The organism is Rahnella sp. R3(2024) (assembly GCF_042920125.1).
Lineage (GTDB): Bacteria > Pseudomonadota > Gammaproteobacteria > Enterobacterales > Enterobacteriaceae > Rahnella > Rahnella rivi.
On the sequence record NZ_JBHGBU010000001.1, the window covers coordinates 422,662 to 440,793 of the forward strand.

The 18,132-nt window shown below is 52.5% G+C and carries 14 protein-coding genes and 1 tRNA gene; 11 read left to right on the forward strand and 4 right to left on the reverse strand.

The window, feature by feature from the left end; translation table 11 throughout:
* Window positions 1–9: 9 nt before the first annotated feature.
* Window positions 10–1,431 carry a PLP-dependent aminotransferase family protein gene (locus tag ABSH60_RS01900; RefSeq protein ID WP_056769435.1) on the reverse strand — a complete coding sequence of 474 codons (1,422 nt, stop codon included), beginning with the start codon at window positions 1,429–1,431 and terminating at the stop codon, window positions 10–12.
* A 367-nt stretch (window positions 1,432–1,798) separates the two neighbouring features.
* Between ABSH60_RS01900 and spy the strand changes: the two genes are divergently transcribed.
* The 4 genes from spy to ABSH60_RS01920 all read left to right on the forward strand — a co-directional run bounded on the left by spy (window position 1,799) and on the right by ABSH60_RS01920 (window position 5,688).
* Entirely contained in the window at window positions 1,799–2,299 is a 501-nt protein-coding gene (gene spy, locus ABSH60_RS01905) for an ATP-independent periplasmic protein-refolding chaperone Spy (RefSeq protein ID WP_122094860.1), read from the forward strand.
* A 290-nt stretch (window positions 2,300–2,589) separates the two neighbouring features.
* Window positions 2,590–4,674, forward strand: coding sequence for a carbon starvation CstA family protein (locus tag ABSH60_RS01910; RefSeq protein WP_217203958.1), 2,085 nt, complete (start codon window positions 2,590–2,592; stop codon window positions 4,672–4,674).
* Window positions 4,667–4,972, forward strand: a complete 306-nt coding sequence (locus ABSH60_RS01915) for a YbdD/YjiX family protein (RefSeq protein ID WP_056769431.1) — start codon at window positions 4,667–4,669, stop codon at window positions 4,970–4,972. Before ABSH60_RS01910 ends, ABSH60_RS01915 begins: the two co-directional genes overlap by 8 nt.
* Window positions 4,973–5,343: 371 nt before the next feature.
* Window positions 5,344–5,688: a phage holin family protein gene (locus ABSH60_RS01920; protein WP_390972467.1), complete on the forward strand. Its 345-nt coding sequence runs from the start codon at window positions 5,344–5,346 to the stop codon at window positions 5,686–5,688.
* A gap of 291 nt (window positions 5,689–5,979) precedes the next feature.
* Here ABSH60_RS01920 and ABSH60_RS01925 read toward each other — a convergent pair whose 3' ends face one another.
* Entirely contained in the window at window positions 5,980–8,067 is a 2,088-nt protein-coding gene (locus tag ABSH60_RS01925; RefSeq protein WP_390972469.1) for a glycosyl hydrolase family 18 protein, read from the reverse strand.
* A gap of 509 nt (window positions 8,068–8,576) precedes the next feature.
* Between ABSH60_RS01925 and ABSH60_RS01930 the strand changes: the two genes are divergently transcribed.
* The 4 genes from ABSH60_RS01930 to ABSH60_RS01945 all read left to right on the forward strand — a co-directional run bounded on the left by ABSH60_RS01930 (window position 8,577) and on the right by ABSH60_RS01945 (window position 12,725).
* On the forward strand, window positions 8,577–9,017 hold the full coding sequence (locus tag ABSH60_RS01930; RefSeq protein ID WP_056769424.1) for a hypothetical protein: 441 nt from the start codon (window positions 8,577–8,579) through the stop codon (window positions 9,015–9,017).
* A gap of 28 nt (window positions 9,018–9,045) precedes the next feature.
* Entirely contained in the window at window positions 9,046–9,597 is a 552-nt protein-coding gene (locus tag ABSH60_RS01935; protein WP_390972471.1) for a putative peptidoglycan-binding domain-containing protein, read from the forward strand.
* 198 nt (window positions 9,598–9,795) lie between these two features.
* Window positions 9,796–10,740, forward strand: coding sequence for a LysR family transcriptional regulator (locus ABSH60_RS01940; protein WP_122094854.1), 945 nt, complete (start codon window positions 9,796–9,798; stop codon window positions 10,738–10,740).
* 191 nt (window positions 10,741–10,931) lie between these two features.
* Window positions 10,932–12,725: a glycoside hydrolase family 19 protein gene (locus ABSH60_RS01945; RefSeq protein WP_390972473.1), complete on the forward strand. Its 1,794-nt coding sequence runs from the start codon at window positions 10,932–10,934 to the stop codon at window positions 12,723–12,725.
* Window positions 12,726–12,798: 73 nt separating this feature from the next.
* On the opposite strand, the gene nac is transcribed toward ABSH60_RS01945, so the two are convergent.
* Window positions 12,799–13,725: a nitrogen assimilation transcriptional regulator NAC gene (nac, locus tag ABSH60_RS01950; protein WP_390972475.1), complete on the reverse strand. Its 927-nt coding sequence runs from the start codon at window positions 13,723–13,725 to the stop codon at window positions 12,799–12,801.
* Between the two features lie 469 nt (window positions 13,726–14,194).
* Between nac and ABSH60_RS01955 the strand changes: the two genes are divergently transcribed.
* Together ABSH60_RS01955 and shiA are read left to right on the forward strand one after the other, a co-directional pair.
* Window positions 14,195–14,270 (forward strand) — tRNA-Asn (locus ABSH60_RS01955).
* Window positions 14,271–14,513: 243 nt separating this feature from the next.
* Window positions 14,514–15,833 (forward strand): shikimate transporter, encoded by a 1,320-nt coding sequence (shiA, locus tag ABSH60_RS01960; protein ID WP_136376860.1) that lies wholly within the window; start codon window positions 14,514–14,516, stop codon window positions 15,831–15,833.
* 65 nt (window positions 15,834–15,898) lie between these two features.
* On the opposite strand, the gene ABSH60_RS01965 is transcribed toward shiA, so the two are convergent.
* The gene (locus ABSH60_RS01965; protein WP_390972476.1) at window positions 15,899–16,540 is read right to left on the reverse strand and encodes a glutathione S-transferase N-terminal domain-containing protein; all 642 of its coding nucleotides are present in this window, start codon (window positions 16,538–16,540) and stop codon (window positions 15,899–15,901) included.
* A 91-nt stretch (window positions 16,541–16,631) separates the two neighbouring features.
* On the opposite strand from ABSH60_RS01965, the gene ABSH60_RS01970 reads away from it, so the two are divergent.
* Window positions 16,632–18,116 (forward strand): AMP nucleosidase, encoded by a 1,485-nt coding sequence (locus ABSH60_RS01970; RefSeq protein ID WP_256370263.1) that lies wholly within the window; start codon window positions 16,632–16,634, stop codon window positions 18,114–18,116.
* Window positions 18,117–18,132: the final 16 nt, after the last annotated feature.

An 18,132-nucleotide genomic window follows, 5' to 3' on the forward strand; every position in this document is an offset into this window, starting at 1 on the left:
ACGCGCTTTTCACTGCTTAATCTCCTCCGCCACCAGCGCCGCCAGAATCGAGATGGCGCGCGCGGTGTGCGGAGCCCATTCGAAAGACGTGTTGATACGGATGCAGTGGCTGAAACGCTGATCGGCAGAAAACATGCTGCCGGGCGCCACACTGACGCCTTTTGCCAGCGCCAGCTGATAGACCCGCGCCGCATCGACGTTTTCCCCCAGATCCAGCCATAAAAAATAGCCGCCCTTTGGCTGGCTGACAGAAACCTGTGCGGGGAATTCGGCGAGAATGGCGTGATACATCGCCATTTGCCGCTGCTCGAGTACGCGGCGAAGACGGCGCAGATGGGTGTCATAACCTCCCTGCTGTAAATAATCGGCCAGCGCCAGCTGCACCGGCACGCTGGCCGATAAAGTGCTCATCAGCTGTAACCGCTGGATGCGCTCGGCGTATGCCCCCGCCGCCACCCAGCCGACGCGAAAACCCGGTGCCAGACATTTAGAAAATGACGAACAGTGCAGGATCTCGCTGCGGTAGGACGAGGCCTTCAGCGGCACCGCGCGTTCACTGCCGAAATAGAGTTCGCTGTAAACGTCATCTTCAATAATGGCGACCTGGTGCGCCTGCAAAATTTCCACCAGCCGGGCTTTGTTTTCCGGCGGCAAGGTACAGCCGAGCGGATTCTGATAGCTGGACATCAGCCAGCAGGCTTTGATCGGGTAGGTTTCCAGCGCTTTTTCCAATGCATCGGGATCCATGCCGTACCGCACGTCAGTCGGAATGGCGACCGCTTTGAGTTTGCGCCGCTCAATGGCCTGCAACACGCCATAAAAAGCCGGAGATTCAATCGCCACCCAGTCTCCCGGCTCGGTCACCATCTGCAAACTCAGCCCGAGCGACTCCATCGCGCCAGACGTAATGACGATTTCATCCGGCGCGACTTCGATACCGTTTTGCGCATAACGCTGGGCAATGCTGCGGCGCAACTCTTCGTTACCCGGCGGCAGGTTGGCAGTGGCGCTGTGAGGGGACATCCGGCGCACGGCGCTGGCAAGCGATCGCGCCAAACGCGGCTGGGGAAATAACGTCGGATCCGGGAACGCCGAGCCAAGCGGCACCACGCCAGGATCTTGTCCGGCTTTGAGAATATCAAAAATGGCATCGTTGACGTCCACCTGCTCGGCGGCGTGCAGACGCTCGTCCGGCTGATGGCGCACCGGACGCTGCAATCCGGCAGCCACGTAGTAACCGGACTGAGGCCGCGCGACGATCACTCCCTGACTTTCCAGCAGCTGGTAAGCCTGCAATACCGTCATCAGGCTCAGGCCAGACTGCTTGCAGGTATCGCGCAATGAAGGCAGGCGATCGCCGGGCAGCCAGACCTGGGTGTCAATTTGTTTGCGCAGCGTGCGCGCCAGCTGGGCATAGCGGGATTCAGTCATAATGCGGATCACTGTTACAGGCGGTGTTAACGAAATGAAAACTATTATGCCTGTTTTCGCCTGTTCATCGCCAAGTAAACCGTGAGTAAACTTCAAACATTCTTTACACGCGGGCTATAGCGGCAAATCATTCATCATGTTAATGTTTGAATCCTTCGCATGACTCGGATTTATCCGAACCGCCATTCACGTCTGTTCGCCTAACCTTACGCTTTCTAAACATTTTCTCCATGATTGCGCGAAATGTGTCTCTCCGACTTTCAGAATTTTACATCTACCTCGCATTACTATTCATTGGATTCAGTAGACTTGCTTTCGTCGAAACAAAACGGGCAACGTGCCTGAATCTTCAATAAGGAATTTTATTATGCGTAAACTTACCGCAATGATTGTGGCTTCAACCCTGGCTCTGAGCTCTGCTTCTTTCGCGTTTGCTGCTGAGACGACTGCACCTCCTGCACCTGATGCTGCTCACGGCAAAATGCTGCATCATAAAGGCCCGCAACACATGAACCCGTTTGCCGGCCTGAACCTGACTGAGCAGCAAAAAACTCAGATGAAAGACATCATGAAAGACAGCGGCGCACGCCCTGACCGTGCCGCCATGAAAGCGCAGATGGATCAGATGCACAGCCTGGTGGCGACCGACAGCTTCGACGAAGCTAAAGTGAAATCGCAGATTGATACCATCACCAAAGCACAGTCTGACCGTATGCTCGACCGTGCCCGTGCAGAGAACAAAATGTATAACCTGCTGACACCTGAGCAGAAAAAACAGTTCAACGAGAACTACCAGAAACGCTCTGCCAAAATGGAACAGATGCGTGACCACAAACCAGGCCAGGAAAAACCTGCTGCTGCAGAATAATCCCCGACCTGACAGAAATAAACCGGCCTTCGAGGCCGGTTTTTTTTTGGTTTTTTCCTGCCCCGCCACAACTTTATTGTCATCCGACCAGTACTCTCTGCGCAAAGCGTAAACCGCATCACACTTCCGCTTTTAACTTCAAACTTTTCTGTTCAAAAACATTATTTTTGACCAGTAATTTAACATAGTCGCAACGTGCCGCTGGCGCGCCGACCCTTACCTCCCTACCTCACACTCTCACAAAAAAAGTGGCCAGCACGACAAAGGACCACTCACAAGGAGTTGTAATCATGAAAAGCGTCAAGTCCGGGATAACCTGGCTGGTGGTGGCGTTCATCGGAGCCTTTGCTTTTTGCATGCTGGCGTTAAGTCGTGGCGAACACGTCAACGCGCTCTGGCTGGTGGTTGCCGCCATTGCCTGTTACAGCATTGCCTACCGTTTTTACAGTCTGTTTATCGCCGAAAAAGTGTTTGAACTCGACGATAAACGCATGACCCCCGCCGAGCGTCACAACGACGGGCTGGATTATGTGCCGACCAATAAATGGGTGCTGTTCGGCCACCACTTTGCGGCGATTGCCGGAGCAGGCCCGCTGGTCGGCCCGATCCTCGCCGCGCAAATGGGCTTTTTGCCGGGCACCATCTGGATTTTAGTCGGCGTCATGCTGGCCGGTGCGGTGCAGGATTTCCTGATCCTGTTTATCTCTACCCGCCGCGATGGCCGTTCTCTCGGGGAAATGGCGAAGCAGGAGCTGGGTAATTTCGCAGGCGTCATCACCATGCTTGGGGCGCTGGGCGTGATGATCATTATTCTGTCGGCGCTGGCGCTGGTGGTGGTCAAAGCGCTGGCCGACAGTCCGTGGGGGCTGTTCACCATTGCCGCGACCATTCCGATTGCCCTGTTTATGGGCATCTATATGCGCTTTCTGCGTCCGGGGAAAATTGCTGAAGTGTCGGTGATTGGCTTTGTGCTGATGATGCTCGCGATTATTTACGGCGGCAACGTGGCGGCGGACCCGTACTGGGGGCCGTTCTTTACCCTGCACGGCACCACGCTGACCTGGGTGCTGGTAATTTATGGCTTTATTGCCTCGGTATTGCCGGTCTGGCTGCTGCTGGCACCGCGCGATTACCTTTCTACGTTTCTGAAAATCGGGGTGATTGCCGGGCTGGCGGTCGGTATCGTCTTCGCCATGCCGGAAATGAAAATGCCCGCCGTATCGCGTTTTATTGACGGCAGCGGCCCGGTATTCTCCGGCAGCCTGTTCCCATTCCTGTTTATCACCATCGCCTGCGGGTCGATTTCAGGTTTCCACGCGCTGGTTTCCAGCGGCACCACGCCGAAACTGGTGGAGCGCGAAAGTCACATCCGCTTTATCGGCTACGGCGCGATGCTGATGGAATCGTTTGTGGCGATCATGGCGCTAATTTGTGCGTCAGTGATCGACCCTGGCGTCTATTTTGCGATGAACTCACCGGCGGCGCTGATTGGCACCACGGTGGAAAGTGCCTCGCAGGTGATTAACGGCTGGGGCTTTGTCATCACGCCGGACATTCTGACGCAAATTGCCAAAGACGTCGGCGAGCAGTCAATCCTGTCCCGCGCCGGTGGCGCACCGACCTTCGCCGTCGGCATGGCGCACATCATTACTGAGGTATTTAACAGCCGCGCGATGATGGCCTTCTGGTATCACTTTGCGATCCTGTTCGAAGCCTTGTTCATCCTGACCGCCGTGGATGCCGGTACCCGCGCCTGCCGTTTTATGGTGCAGGATCTGGTGGGCGTTGCCGTCCCTTCTTTAGCCAATAACCGTTCGTGGATCGGCACGTTCGCCGGTACTACCGTCGCGGTCGCGGGCTGGGGTTTCTTCGTGTATCAGGGCGTGGTCGATCCGTTAGGGGGCATCAATACTCTGTGGCCGCTGTTCGGTATCGGCAATCAGATGCTGGCCTCGATGGCGCTGATCCTCGGCACCGTAGTGCTGTTCAAAATGAAAAAACAGCGTTATGCCTGGGTGACTATTTTGCCGACCATCTGGCTGTTCATCACCTCGATGACCGCAGGCTGGCAGAAGATTTTCCACGAAAAACCGTCGATTGGATTCCTGGCGCAGGCGAAGAAATTCTCTGCCGGGATCGACAGTGGTGAAATCATCAAACCGGCCAAAACGCTGGCTGATATGCATACCATCGTGCTGAATAATCAGATCAACGCCGTGCTGTGTGGCTTCTTTATGCTGGTGGCGGTGACGATGCTGGTGTCGTCGTTCTTTGTTATCCGCCGCGCACTGAAATCCGCCACGCCGACGGTACATGAAACAGCCGTGGTGCTGCGCCGTGAAGGCCGCCCGGTTGGCGAGGTGCGCCATGTCTGAGTCACGCGCATTGTTTAAAACACCGCGACCGGCGTCGTTTCGCATCATCAGCTGCCAGCCGCTGTTTATCGTCGAGCCAAAGCCGCACAACGTTTCCGGCTGGCTGAAGCTGGCTATCCGGCGCACTGCGCAGAGTTTCCGGCTGATGGTCGGCGTGCAGGATTACCAGAATTATGTGCAGCATATGAAGGTGCGACACCCGGATAACGAGCCGATGTCCGAGCGGGAGTTTCACCGCCGCTGTCTTGAGGCAAGATTTCCCAGCGAAGGCGGGAAGATGGGGAAATGTCCGTGCTGAGGCGCAGAGTTTCTGTGCCGTGAACTAAAACCTTGCGCAGCCCGTCACGGATGATGGGCTGATATGCTTAGTGTGCGAACAAAATTATCACGCGCTTTATCTTTCTGAAATTCAAACGCTATTATTTTTTTAAATTGCCGGCCGGTGTGTGGGATAAAAAACTCACTGTGCGGCCTAAGCCTTTCTGCTTAAGAAAAAACCTCGCCCGGTTGCGGCCTGCTCCCCTTTCGTCTTCTCACTTTTCGCGATTGCACGGCTAAAAACCGTCACGCAAAAATGTGTGGCTATGTGATTTTTGCCCCGCGTCTTCTGGTGATAATTTAACCATACACAAGTTAACCGGTTTTATTCTTACCTTAGAGGAAAGCATCATGATTGGCGCAGCACATGCCAGAGATATCGTCACCATAGAGCACAGTATTGTTTTTGCCGTTATGGGAATGTCAGCGTGGGGTGGCGTCGTTCGCTACATCATGCTGAGACAGAAGAAGGCTTTCATGGAAGAACTCAAGGCCTGTCTTTTGCAGGTTATTGTCTCCTGTTTCAGCGGCATGATATTGAGTATTTTCGTTTTGTCGCACGATGCCAACGATGACAAGCTACTGGTCATCGCCGGGCTGGGCGGCGTGTTTGCCGGGCCAATTATCACCCTGCTCGGTAAGAAAATTTCGGCGTTCATTGACACCATGACCCCCGCACCGAAACAACAAGGTTAATCCTTTCCCCCGACAGACCCACGTCTGCGGGGGATTTTTTTTGCCCTCTTCCCGCGCTGTACGCCCTCTTCGTTCTGCTTTAACTGTCTCAACCAGCCACTCTCCCTCAGTACGCCAGGCAACACCCTGCGCTGTCTCGGATACAGCCTGCTGAACCTGCGTGTCTGACGCGGGTTCGGCAAGCTGCATCAGCCCACCGTTGAAGCAAAAAAAAGCGGGACACCAGTAAGTGTCCCGCTTTGCGCTTTCATTAGCATGAGGTCAGAACCTCATGACATCTGCGTGGTGTAATCAGAGTAACTTCCACTGTGACCATTCACCGGTGAACTCTGCCAGGCCTGGCTCGTTTGACTGAGTCCAGTAGTTAGCCACGTAATCTTTTCCTTTATGGCTGACTTTATCGCCGGTGTTGTACACCTTGCCGGATTCCCACTCGTCGTATTTACCTGCCGGTGCTGGCGTTGGTTCCGGAGTCGGTTCTGGCGTCGGTTCTGGGGTAGGTTCCGGCGTCGGCTCCGGGGTTGGTTCAGGCGTCGGTTCAGGCGTTGGCGTCGGGTCGATCACTTCTTCACCAAAGACCACCAGCGTGTAGTTTTTGGCAACGGAAGTGGCCGCATGGGTGTCAGTGACCGTCAGGGAGAACTGGAACTCTGCACGGCTGACCACGGTTGGCGCAATAAAGGTAATGGTTGACGTGGTGGTGCTGTTTGGCGAAATGCCCGCCGGAACGCTCCACTTGTAGGTCAGCGCCTCGTTATCGGCATCGCTGGAGGCAGCACCGCTCAGACGCACTTTTGAACCGCTGATCACCTGCAACTGGATATCCGCAACCGGAGTGGTATTGGTGGCAGGTTTATCACCATCAGGCACTTCGCCGGCGACATTGATACCGTCGAAGTAGAACGGTGCCATATCGACAACCTGATTAGTCACGGTGCAACCCAGACCTTCACGGGCGGCGTTAACCAGCACGCCGTTGTCCTGATCGATAGTCCAGGTAAACAGTGCGCCAAGCCCTTTTTTCGCTACATACTGACCTTTAGCCCTGACGCTGCGCGGAGTATCAAGGGAGACGAACAGTTTGGTGTCTTTGTTGTACAAGTAATCAGCGTCTGCAACCTGGTCGGTGTACACGCTGAAACCGTTACGGCCTTTCTGGTTTTCCAGATCGATATAGTTATTGATCAGGTCATACCATTCGCTGCAACCGCTTTCGAATGTGCCGGTGGTTTCAGCATTGGGTGTCGGTGAGTAGGTGCCTTTGAGCGGAGAGTAGCTTTCCAGAACCGCATTCTGGCCGTTACGTGAGTACCCCGCATAACCTACGTTAATGCGGTCAGCCGGGAAGCCTTTCGCCAACAGGTAATCAACGATGGTATCCACGCCCCAGCCGCCTTCTACCAGCGCGTGCAGGTTGGTGTGGTGATCGAGTTTCTCTGCCCACGGCGTACCGTAGAAGTCGTACGTCATCACGTTGATGCTGTACAGACCGTTTTTCAGCAGTGTGGCGACATCTGATTTTTCCAAAATCGCCACTACCGCAGAACTGGCGATACTGATTTTGACGTCACTGCGTTTAATGGCTTTGAGCTCTTTAGTGATTTCAGCCAGCAGCAATGCATAGTTCGCACCATCAGAATCGCTGTAGGCATTGTTGTTACCGGCGTTGCCCGGATATTCCCAGTCGATATCCACTTCAGAGAACATCGGGAAGCGGGTAAACAGTTTTGCCACGCCTTTTGCAAAGGTGCTGCGACCCGCAGACGTTTGCGACATGTTGTGGAAACCGCTGCTCATGGTCCAGCCGCCGATACTCATCGACAGTGCCAGGTCATGCCCCTGGGTTTTGGCTTTGGCTTGCAGATCACGCAGGCCGCCGACGATACCTTTTACTGTCGCCTGAGTGGCGGAGTTCACGTCCATTTCTTCCCAGCCGGACTCTTTCAGGCCAACGTTGTTGCTGGTCTGGAAGTCGCCCCATGGGTCGAGGAAGGTGGGTTCGTTAGTGGATTTGTTCAGATTGCTTGCTGCGCGGGCGATAACTTCCGCTTTTTCGCCGGTGCTGTCGCCGACAATGCCCAGGAAGCCAAGAATGATTTTGTCATACGCCGTCGGGCTGACGTTGGCTAAATCATAACCGCGACCGCGGTTAGCCGGGGTGTCATCTCCGTCGGTCTGACGGCTGTCATACTGCGACCAGTCAGTGTAATAACCGAAAACTTTAGGTTTATTGGTGGTGTCATACTTGTTGTACACCGGTTTAGCCACGCGGGCAGAGGTATAGCTATATTTCACCGTGTCTTTCGACGCGTCAAAACCGTCCGCTTTATAAGATTTGTCAGTCAGAGAATCTGTTTTAATCAATTTACTGGTAGCCATAATAGTTTCCTGAATAGAAGTTAAGGGTCTAACAGCGTCTTGCTGTTGAAGCTATAATTAGTGAGAGGACGTTTTCTCTCAAATCATCATTCAGCATAAATATTTTTGACAACGATGATGTTCAGGAAATGAGCATCAATTTTTTATCTGATAGTGCAGGAAACTGGACAAGTAATGAGCTGCCGGGGTTTTGCAATCAAAAACATCACCCTGCCGGTTTAAGCAATGAGTCACAATACGGGTTTCATGTGCCACCGATGATATAAATAAAATCCTATAATTCAACGTCAATCATTCAATTTTTATATTTTCTATTTCAAGTTAAACTCAAAAGACCTTTTAATTTCACTCAAAAAACCCGTCAACTTTTATAACAGATCACAACTTATCTAAAATTAATCACAATATTCTGATTGAATGTGGTGAATTTCAAAAAAGAAGATACGATAAATCCTATCAAAAAATGAATGTCAGCAATTTTCTACCACCGGACTGGAGAGTGTTGAAAGATGAGCGTTTATCTTATTAATGGGCTGTACGTTTTCAACGAAGGAACGAAAGAGTTAAAGACGCTGAATAATGGAATGAATATTAAACTGACCACGATGCGAGCCCGATGCCTCAGTTTTATCATTGAACACGCTAAAGACGAAGTGATAGAGAAGTCAGCGATATCTTATGCTTTATGGGGTGCCAGAAGTACCTTTACCAGCGACGCCAGCCTTACCCAAACACTCTATTTAATTCGCCGCGATCTTAAAACATTAGGGTTAGATGAATTATTTATCACCGTGCCTAAATCAGGCATTCGGGTGAATACCTCAATAACAATCGATATAATTCAGGAAAAAAAACCTAAAACAAAAATATCATATAACCCTATTTTACTGAGTCTGATTGTATTAGTGCTGTTAATCGGAGTAGGTGTATATCTTACCTTAGTTATCTGAGATCTCTTTACTCACAGAGGGTTCCACTATGCCAAGAAATCCTATTATTGATGCCGTGCTGGAAAATGAAGGGGCTTATATAAACCATCCCGACGATCCGGGCGGCGCGACACATTGGGGCATCACCGAAAAGACCGCACGTGATTATGGCTATACCGGCGATATGAAAGCATTTACCCGTGAACAGGCATATATCATTCTGGAGAAAAACTACTGGTATCAGCCAGGGTTTGACAAAATCCACGCCTTGTCGCCGGCTCTGGCGTTGGAGCTATGTGATACCGGGACAAATATGGGGCCTTCCGTGGGTATTAAGTGGCTACAACGCTGGCTCAATGCATATAATCAGCAAGGCCAGGTTTATCCCGATATCACCGTTGACGGAAAAATTGGGCCTGCCACGCTGAATGCGCTGGCCGGGTTCCTGAGACTGCGCGGGCAGGAAGGAGACGCTGTTCTGGTCACTTCGCTCAATTGCAGCCAGGGACAACGGTATCTTGATTTAGCCGAAAGTAAGGCCAGTAATGAATCCTTCATTTACGGCTGGATGAGAAACCGGGTGCGCCTGATAACGCTTTAAACATAAGTGTTTCTTATACAAATAAATGAGCTGCAATAACTTCACTTGTGATACACAACATCGTTTAGCTATTAGGAATTAATTCAAACCACTCATTAATGCATACAAATATCATGATATTTTGAGATTTTTTTACTTTATTTGTAGCATCACAATGTGAATGATGCAGGCTCCATATCTTGATGACGGAGAAAAGTAATGATTTACGATAAAATAAATGAGTTTGATTATAATCTGATCAAGATCATGAATGAAGTGATAGTCTCTGGTAGCCTTTCGCGCGCAGCTGAAAAACTTGAACTCTCCGTTTCCGCGGTCAGTCTTTCCATTAATAAATTACAACGTTTCTTAGCCGTCGAACTTTTTATCAGAACTGCTCAGGGCATGAAACCAACACAAATAGCCCTGGACATTCATGAATCTTTTTCACATGCCATGTGTATAATTGATGACGTGGTTCATAAAGCTAAAAATCAGGAAAAAACCGTCTCTTCAGTTAAAGTCATGTGTTCTGACTTAATCGAAAGTTTTTACTTTCAACGTTTACATCAGCAAGATGATTTACAGGAAACCCTTCTCGCCTTCACTAACTCCACCATATTTAACCATGATGAATGTGTGAGAAATCTGCTGCAATCTGGCAATGACATCGTGCTAAGTAATTTTGCCCTTCACCACCACAGCATCACCTCTGTTGAAATTGATTCCGTGGATGATTTCGTGGTGGTGTGCAGTTCCGGCAGTTTACTGGCGTCACAACCCGCCTTTACGCTTTCACACTATTACACGTTACCCCATGCCGTGTATTGTCACAGCGAAGGGCAGACCATGAAACTGGTGTCGGTTAATAATCGTCATATCCAGAATGAAAAAACCAACATGCGCAAAGTCATTTATAACTCATCGTCTATGAATGGCATCATTGCTGCCGTTGAGCGTAGTGATATGATCGCCATCTTTCCGAGAAAAGTGGCAGAGTATTTTATTGAAAAACGTCACAGCAAATTAGTGACATTTACATTACCCGATGACATTCATCATGAAACCTTAAAAACATATGCAAACTTTGTCACCAGAACGACCAAAGTCCGAGGTGTTAATAATATCATTTCTTCACTCAAGGCCGTTGAAACCTGCTCCTGAAAATAAATGATTATCTCAACGGCACAACGCAAAATCACACGTAATTAATGATGGACAATGTTCTTATTTTAATAGTGAAGTAACCCGGTGAAGATTACCCTTTCAATGTTGGTCTGAGACTGACATTGAAAACACAAACTCCTCAGAGTTTTTATTCTTGTACTTATTGTAACGAATGAAGGGTATTCACTATGCATCGATTAAAGCCTCAGTTTTATTTAAATCTTATTACCGCATCCTGTTTGCTGGCTGCAAGTTCTGCCGCGCTGGCGGAGGAAACCCCTGCCCCTTCAGAACCGTACGTTATTAAAGAAAGTGATCTGATCAAAAAAGAAAATTCATTAACGCAAAACCCGCTGATGCAGGAAGTGAAAGCTTCCATCCGCACGCTGGATAATGATTCCGTTGAAAAAATTGCGCCGGGCCGTGCGGCAAACCCGGATAACGTAAAACGCGTTGAGAAAATCCTCAGCAAAGAGCAATGGGATTATATTTTCCCGCTCCGCGCGCCGGAATACAGTTATGAAAACTTCATTAAAGCGATAGGTAAATTCCCGGCAGTTTGCGGTACTTACACCGACGGACGTGATTCCGACGCGATTTGCCGTAAAGGCCTGGCAACGATGTTTGCGCACTTCGCGCAGGAAACCGGCGGACATGAAAACTGGCGCCCTGAGGCGGAATGGCGACAGGGGCTGGTGTGGCTGCGTGAAATGGGCTGGGCCGAAGGCCAGAAAGGCGGCTATAACGGCGAATGTAATCCGGACGTCTGGCAGGGGCAAACCTGGCCTTGCGGTAAAGACGCGCAGGGTGATTTCGTCAGCTATTTTGGTCGCGGGGCAAAACAACTTTCCTATAACTACAACTACGGTCCGTTCTCAGACGCGATGTTTGGCACGGTCAGAACGCTGCTCGATAAACCGGAACTGGTCGCGGACACCTGGCTGAACCTCGCCAGCGCCGTGTTCTTCTTCGTCACACCGCAGGCACCGAAACCCAGCATGCTGCACGTGATCGACGGAACCTGGCAGCCCAACGCCCATGATAAAGAAAATGGCCTGGTGCCGGGGTTCGGCGTGACCATCCAGATCATTAACGGCGGCGTGGAGTGCGGCGGTCCGACCGAAATTGCTCAGGGTGAAAACCGTATCTCCTACTACAAAAGTGAAGCGGAATACCTGAAAGTGCCGGTGCCTGCCAATGAAGTGCTCGGCTGTAAAAACATGAAACAGTTCGATGAAGGTGGCTCAGGCGCACTGCCACAGTACTGGGAACAGGACTGGGGATGGGATCCGAGTACCCCGACAGGCTCGACGTATTCCTGTCAGTTAGTCGGCTACCAGACGCCATTCTCTGCGTTTAAAGAAGGCGACTACAAACGCTGCGTTCAGCACTTCTTTAATGTGTCGATTGTTGATGACTCCGGCAAGGTCGAGCCGGTCACGCCAGCGCCGGATCCGACGCCAGCGCCAACCCCGGACCCAACCCCTGCCCCGGCGGACACTAACGTGGCGCCAGTGGCAAAACTGAGCGGGCCGATTGGTGATGTGGAAAGTCAGGCGAACGTGACACTTAACGCCGCCGCGTCCAGCGATGCGAACGGTGACAAACTGTCTTACTCCTGGCTGCTGCCAAACGGTAACACGCTGGAGGGTACCGACCGTGACAGCATCAGTTTTGTTGCGCCGACGGTGACGGTGAAAAAACAGTACACCTTCACACTGACCGTTTCGGACGGCAAGAAAAGCGATGTGGCTTCTTATACGCTGACGGTGACGCCGCAGGTGCAACCATTGCCGGATACCGGCACGGGTAAAACCTGCGCGAACAACTGGGACGCACAAAAAATCTACTACGGAGGCGAAAGCGTTGTGTGGAAAGGCAAGGAGTATCTGGCTAACTATTGGACACAGAACAATGAACCCGGAAACCCGGAGTTCACTGGCGAATGGTCACAATGGAAGGAAATTAAAGCCTGTAAGTAAACCTTGTTTTAATGGTCACTCCTGACCGGGGAAAATCAAATGGGCGATCGACGATCGCCCATTTTTTCATGGTTCAGCTTGCTACCAGCATCGGTTCAGGAACCGGCGTGCTCTGCTCCGCAACCAGTCCCAGCAGGATTTTCTTCACCGCCATCGCCTCCGCCGACAGTGCCCGCGTTTCTGAGATACACAGTGAAAGCGGCACCTGAATGGCCGGGCTGCTGATGCATGACATCCAGGCTTTCGCCGGGCCGATCATGGCACGGGCGGCGGACTCCGGCAGGATCGTCGCACCCAGCCCGCTGGCTACTGCGGCGGTCAGCGTGGCGGAAGATTCAATTTCACCAATGATGTTAGCGCTCAGGCGACGCAAAGACATGGCATCGTCCACCAGACGGCGCATGACGTTATAAGCACGCGGCATAAACAGATTCAGTCTGGCCACTTCGCTCAGCTCAACGTATTTTCCCGGATTCGGCACAGCATGCGTGCCCACCAGATACAGATCTTCCCTCATCAGCGGCTGACTGCACAGCCCGGGTTCCGGGCGCGCGCCGTACAGCACTGCCATATCCATGCGGCCATCCAGCACCCATTCACCCAGCGCCGTGCCAAAGTTTTCATTGAGATACAGCAGAATGCCGGGATGCTGCTCGCGCACTGCCTGCAACAGCGGCAGCGCCAGCTGTGAAGCCGCCGTGCCCGGCGCAAGGCCGACCGATACCTGCCCGCTGAGCGATTGCCCGGCGCTGCTTACGGCGCACTGCGCCTGCTCGCACTGACGCAAAATGGCCTGCGCATGGGAATAAAGAATGTGACCGGCTTCCGTGGGCGTGACGCCGCGCTTGGTGCGAATCAGCAATTGTTGCTGCAATTCACCCTCCAGCGTCGCCAGCTGCTGGCTCAGCGCCGGTTGAGCGATATGCAGAACCTCAGCGGCCTGCGTCAGGCTGCCGATATCGACGATTTTCACGAAGTACTTTAAACGCCTGAGATTCATCTCTGCCTCCATCTTGCGCGGTAAGGGGTACCCTGAACTGACGTAATGCACGAACAGCGTATTTATAAGCAGCTCTGATAAAAGCAAGATCTGCGCCAATCTCCGGCGGGCAGATGAAAAAACGGGCGCATCCCCGCCAGTCCCCTGGAACATAAGAGAAAACGGTCGGATGGCGCGCGCGGAAAATGGCTGCGCAGAAAAAAATGCAGTGTGATCGCGCAATAATTTCATCGGGAGCGCACCAACATAATGCATTCTTATGGTTAAGCCTTATCAATTAGCAGGATGAATAACTGGCGGCTTTTAGGGGCATCAGACGCTCAGAGATTGCAGCCCCGACCGCTCAAACCGGCCTTTTTGACTCTATTCTCAACAACTTGACCAAACTATCAGCAAACGCACACATTTATGCAGTTTCCCCTTTGACATGCACAGGGGCAGTCGCTATTATTCGCCCCGTTCCAACGATTCCTCTGTAGTTCAGTCGGTAGAACGGCGGACTGTTAATCCGTATGTCACTGGTTCGAGTCCAGTCAGAGGAGCCATATTAGAAACGCCCGCTTAAGGAAACTTAAGCGGGCGTTTTGCTTTGGTGTTTTTGATGTGCTTGCCTGCTTTGCCCCTTTTCTGCATAAAACTCCCCTTTCATTTTGCAAAAGCGTTTTAACCTGGCGGTTGACGCTGTAGTCTCAGTAGCGGTTTTTGTTAAGCTTTTTGATAACTCAATAACCTTTTGCCTATTTTAATAACGAAAAAGTTTAGAAATCTGAGGAACAGACAGGACAATTATGGACGCCATGCTCACTGCCCCCCGCCCCGATGAGGAAATACCTTCATATCACCGTGCCCGCCGGGCTGCCTGGGGGAGCTTCGTCGGCGCAGTCGTCGACTGGTTTGATTTTTTACTCTACGGCATCACCGCCGCGCTGGTGTTTAACAGTGAATTTTTTCCGCAAATTGACCCGGCAATGGGCACGCTCGCCGCGTTTGCCACCTTCGGCGTAGGCTTCCTCTTCCGCCCGCTTGGCGGCATTGTCTTTGGCCATTTCGGCGATCGTCTGGGTCGCAAACGGATGCTGATGATGACCGTCTGGATCATGGGCATCGCCACCGCATGCATCGGTATCCTCCCCTCTTTCGCAACCATTGGCTGGTGGGCCCCGGCTCTGCTGGTCACCCTGCGCGCCATTCAGGGTTTTGCGGTCGGCGGCGAATGGGGTGGCGCTGCGCTGCTGGCCGTTGAAAGTGCACCTTCGGGCAAAAAGGCGTTCTACAGCAGCGGCATCCAGATGGGATACGGCGTCGGTCTGCTGCTGGCTACCGGTCTGGTGTCGCTGATAAGCCACCTGACCACCGACGCCCAGTTCCTCAGCTGGGGCTGGCGTTTGCCGTTTCTGTTCAGCGTTGTGCTGGTGCTGGGCGCGCTGTGGGTCCGCAACGGCATGGAAGAGTCGGTCGAGTTTGAACGTGCTCAGGAAGCACAGCCCAAAGAGGCGAAAAAACGCCTGCCGGTCTTCGAAGCACTGAACCGCCACCCCGGCGCATTTTTGAAAATCATCCTCCTGCGCCTTTGCGAATTGCTGACGATGTACATTGTCACCGCGTTCGCACTGAACTATTCGACGCACAACCTGGGGATGTCGCGTGAGCTGTTTCTCAATATCGGATTGCTGGTCGGCGGGATAAGCTGTCTGACGATCCCGCTGTTTGCCTGGCTGGCGGATCGCTTCGGACGTCGCCGCATCTACATTACCGGCGCATTCGTCGGTGCCCTGAGTGCGTTCCCGTTCTTTATGGCGCTGGAAGCACGTTCCCTTGTCGGCGTGGTAATTTTCTCGTTACTGCTGGCTAATATCGCTCACGATATGGTGGTGTGTGTGCAGCAACCGATGTTCACGGAAATGTTTGGCGCAGGTTACCGCTACAGTGGTGCCGGTGTGGGTTATCAGGTCGCCAGCGTGGTGGGTGGCGGATTTACGCCGTTTATTGCCGCCGCGTTACTGAATTTCTCCGGCGGTGAATGGCATTCCGTCGCCATTTATCTGATGGCGGGCTGTTTGCTCTCGGCCCTGACAGCGATAGTGATGAAAACACCTCAGCCGGACTGAAAAGTAAGCCATTAAAAAAGCCCGCTTAATGAAAGTTAAGCGGGCTTTTTGCATCCGGGGCGGCGTTAAACCACCCGCAACTCTTCGTAGGACACCATCACATGCTCCGCAAATGCCGGACGCTGTTTAAGTTTTTCATAATATTGTTCGATGGCCGGGTAAGGTGGCCGATCAATGGCGATATCAAAATAGCGATACAAACTGTGTCCAAACTGAATATCGGCCAGCGTGAATTCACTCCCGGCAAGGTAGCCATATCGGACAATCTGCGCCTCAGCAATCGCCAGTTTCTTGTTCAGGTTCTGCAATGATTTTTTCAGCGCCTGATGATCCTGATCTTTCGCCGCCGTTCTCACTACCATCCAGAATACCGGCGCGGTGAAATTCATCGCCACCCCGATTTTTGCCCATTCGGTCCATTTATCGATGTGCGCACGCCGTTCAGCATCCTTCGGCCAGAATGTCTCAGCACCGTATTTTCCGGCCAGATAGCGCAGAATGGCGCCGGTTTCCCACAGGGCCTCCCCTTCGCCATCGCGGATCACCGGAACGGTGCCGTTCGGGTTCATCGCCAGAAATTCCGGCGTGTCATTGCCGCCGTATTTATGGCCGATGTCAGTTCTTTCATACTGCAGGCCTAATTCCCCGATACACCACATCAGCGCCTGCACATTAGACGACGTTTTTCTGCCCCACACCCGAATCATTCACTGTCCCCTGTTCGTTCATAAAAGCGTCATCCGGTTTTCATAGCCTAATAAAACATTGGCGGCGCTCTTCAGACAAGCCATATTTAGACTGAATGATGATGAACAAAGCACAAAGGAAAAGCGTATGGATAACACGTCCCTCACCGCGGTACAGGCGATTGAGAAGCTCGAAGAAATGTACAACAACTCGGTCGCCGCACTGCGGGATGCGATTAAAGATTTCATTGTTCAGGGCACGCTGCCGGACGTGGCTGACCGCGCGGCGGGATTATTTGTTTACCCTGAACTGCGTGTCAGCTGGGATGGCGTAACGCCTGCCAAAAATCCGACCCGCGCCTATGGCCGCTTCTCGCATCCGGGACGCTATTCCACCACCATCACCCATCCTGAACTTTTCCGTCATTATCTGACCGAGCAGCTGTCATTGCTGGAGGAAGAGTACAATGCGGTGATTGAAGTGGTGCCGTCGCAACAGGAAATTCCTTACTCTTACGTGATCGACGGATCGGACCTGATGCTCGACCGCTCAATGAGCGCGGGGCTTGCGAAACATTTTCCCACCACGGAACTGTCGCAAATTGGCGATGAAACGGCAGATGGCCTGTATTACCCCGGCGATACCTTCCCGCTTTCTCATTTCAACGCGCTGCGGGCTGATTTTTCCCTCGCGCGCCTGCGCCATTACACCGGCACGTTGATTGAACATTTCCAGCCTTACGTGTTGTTCACCAACTACACGCGCTATGTCGATGAATTTGTCAGCTGGGCGTGCGCACAGATTGCCGATCCGGACAGCCCGTACGAAGCGCTGGCCTGCGCGGGCAGCGTGTTTATCACTGCCGATACGCTTTATCCGGAACAGGCGGTGTCGGATCTGGCGTGGAAAAAACACCAGATGCCGGCCTATCACCTGATCGCCCGCGACGGCGCGGGGATCACGCTGGTGAACATCGGCGTCGGTCCGGCCAATGCCAAAACGATTTGCGATCACCTCGCAGTGCTGCGCCCGCACGTCTGGCTGATGATTGGTCACTGCGGCGGATTGCGTGAAACGCAGTCCATTGGCGATTACGTACTGGCGCACGCGTATCTGCGTGACGATCACGTGCTGGACGCGGTGTTACCGCCGGATATCCCTATTCCAAGCATTGCCGAAGTGCAGCGCGCGCTGTATGACGCCACCAAAAAGATGAGCGGAATGCCCGGCGAGGAAGTGAAACAGCGCCTGCGCACCGGCACGGTGGTCACGACGGACGATCGTAACTGGGAGCTGCGTTATGCCGCCTCGGCGCTGCGCTTTAACCTCAGCCGTGCCGTGGCCGTCGATATGGAAAGTGCGACCATTGCCGCGCAGGGTTACCGCTTCCGCGTCCCGTACGGCACGTTACTGTGCGTCTCCGATAAACCGCTTCACGGTGAAATCAAACTGCCCGGTCAGGCAAACAAGTTTTATGAAGGGGCGATTTCAGAGCATTTGCAAATCGGCATCTGCGCCATCGATCTGCTGCGTGCCGAAGGGGATCATCTGCATTCGCGAAAATTACGTACCTTTAACGAGCCTCCTTTCCGATAATTGTTTTTTAACACTT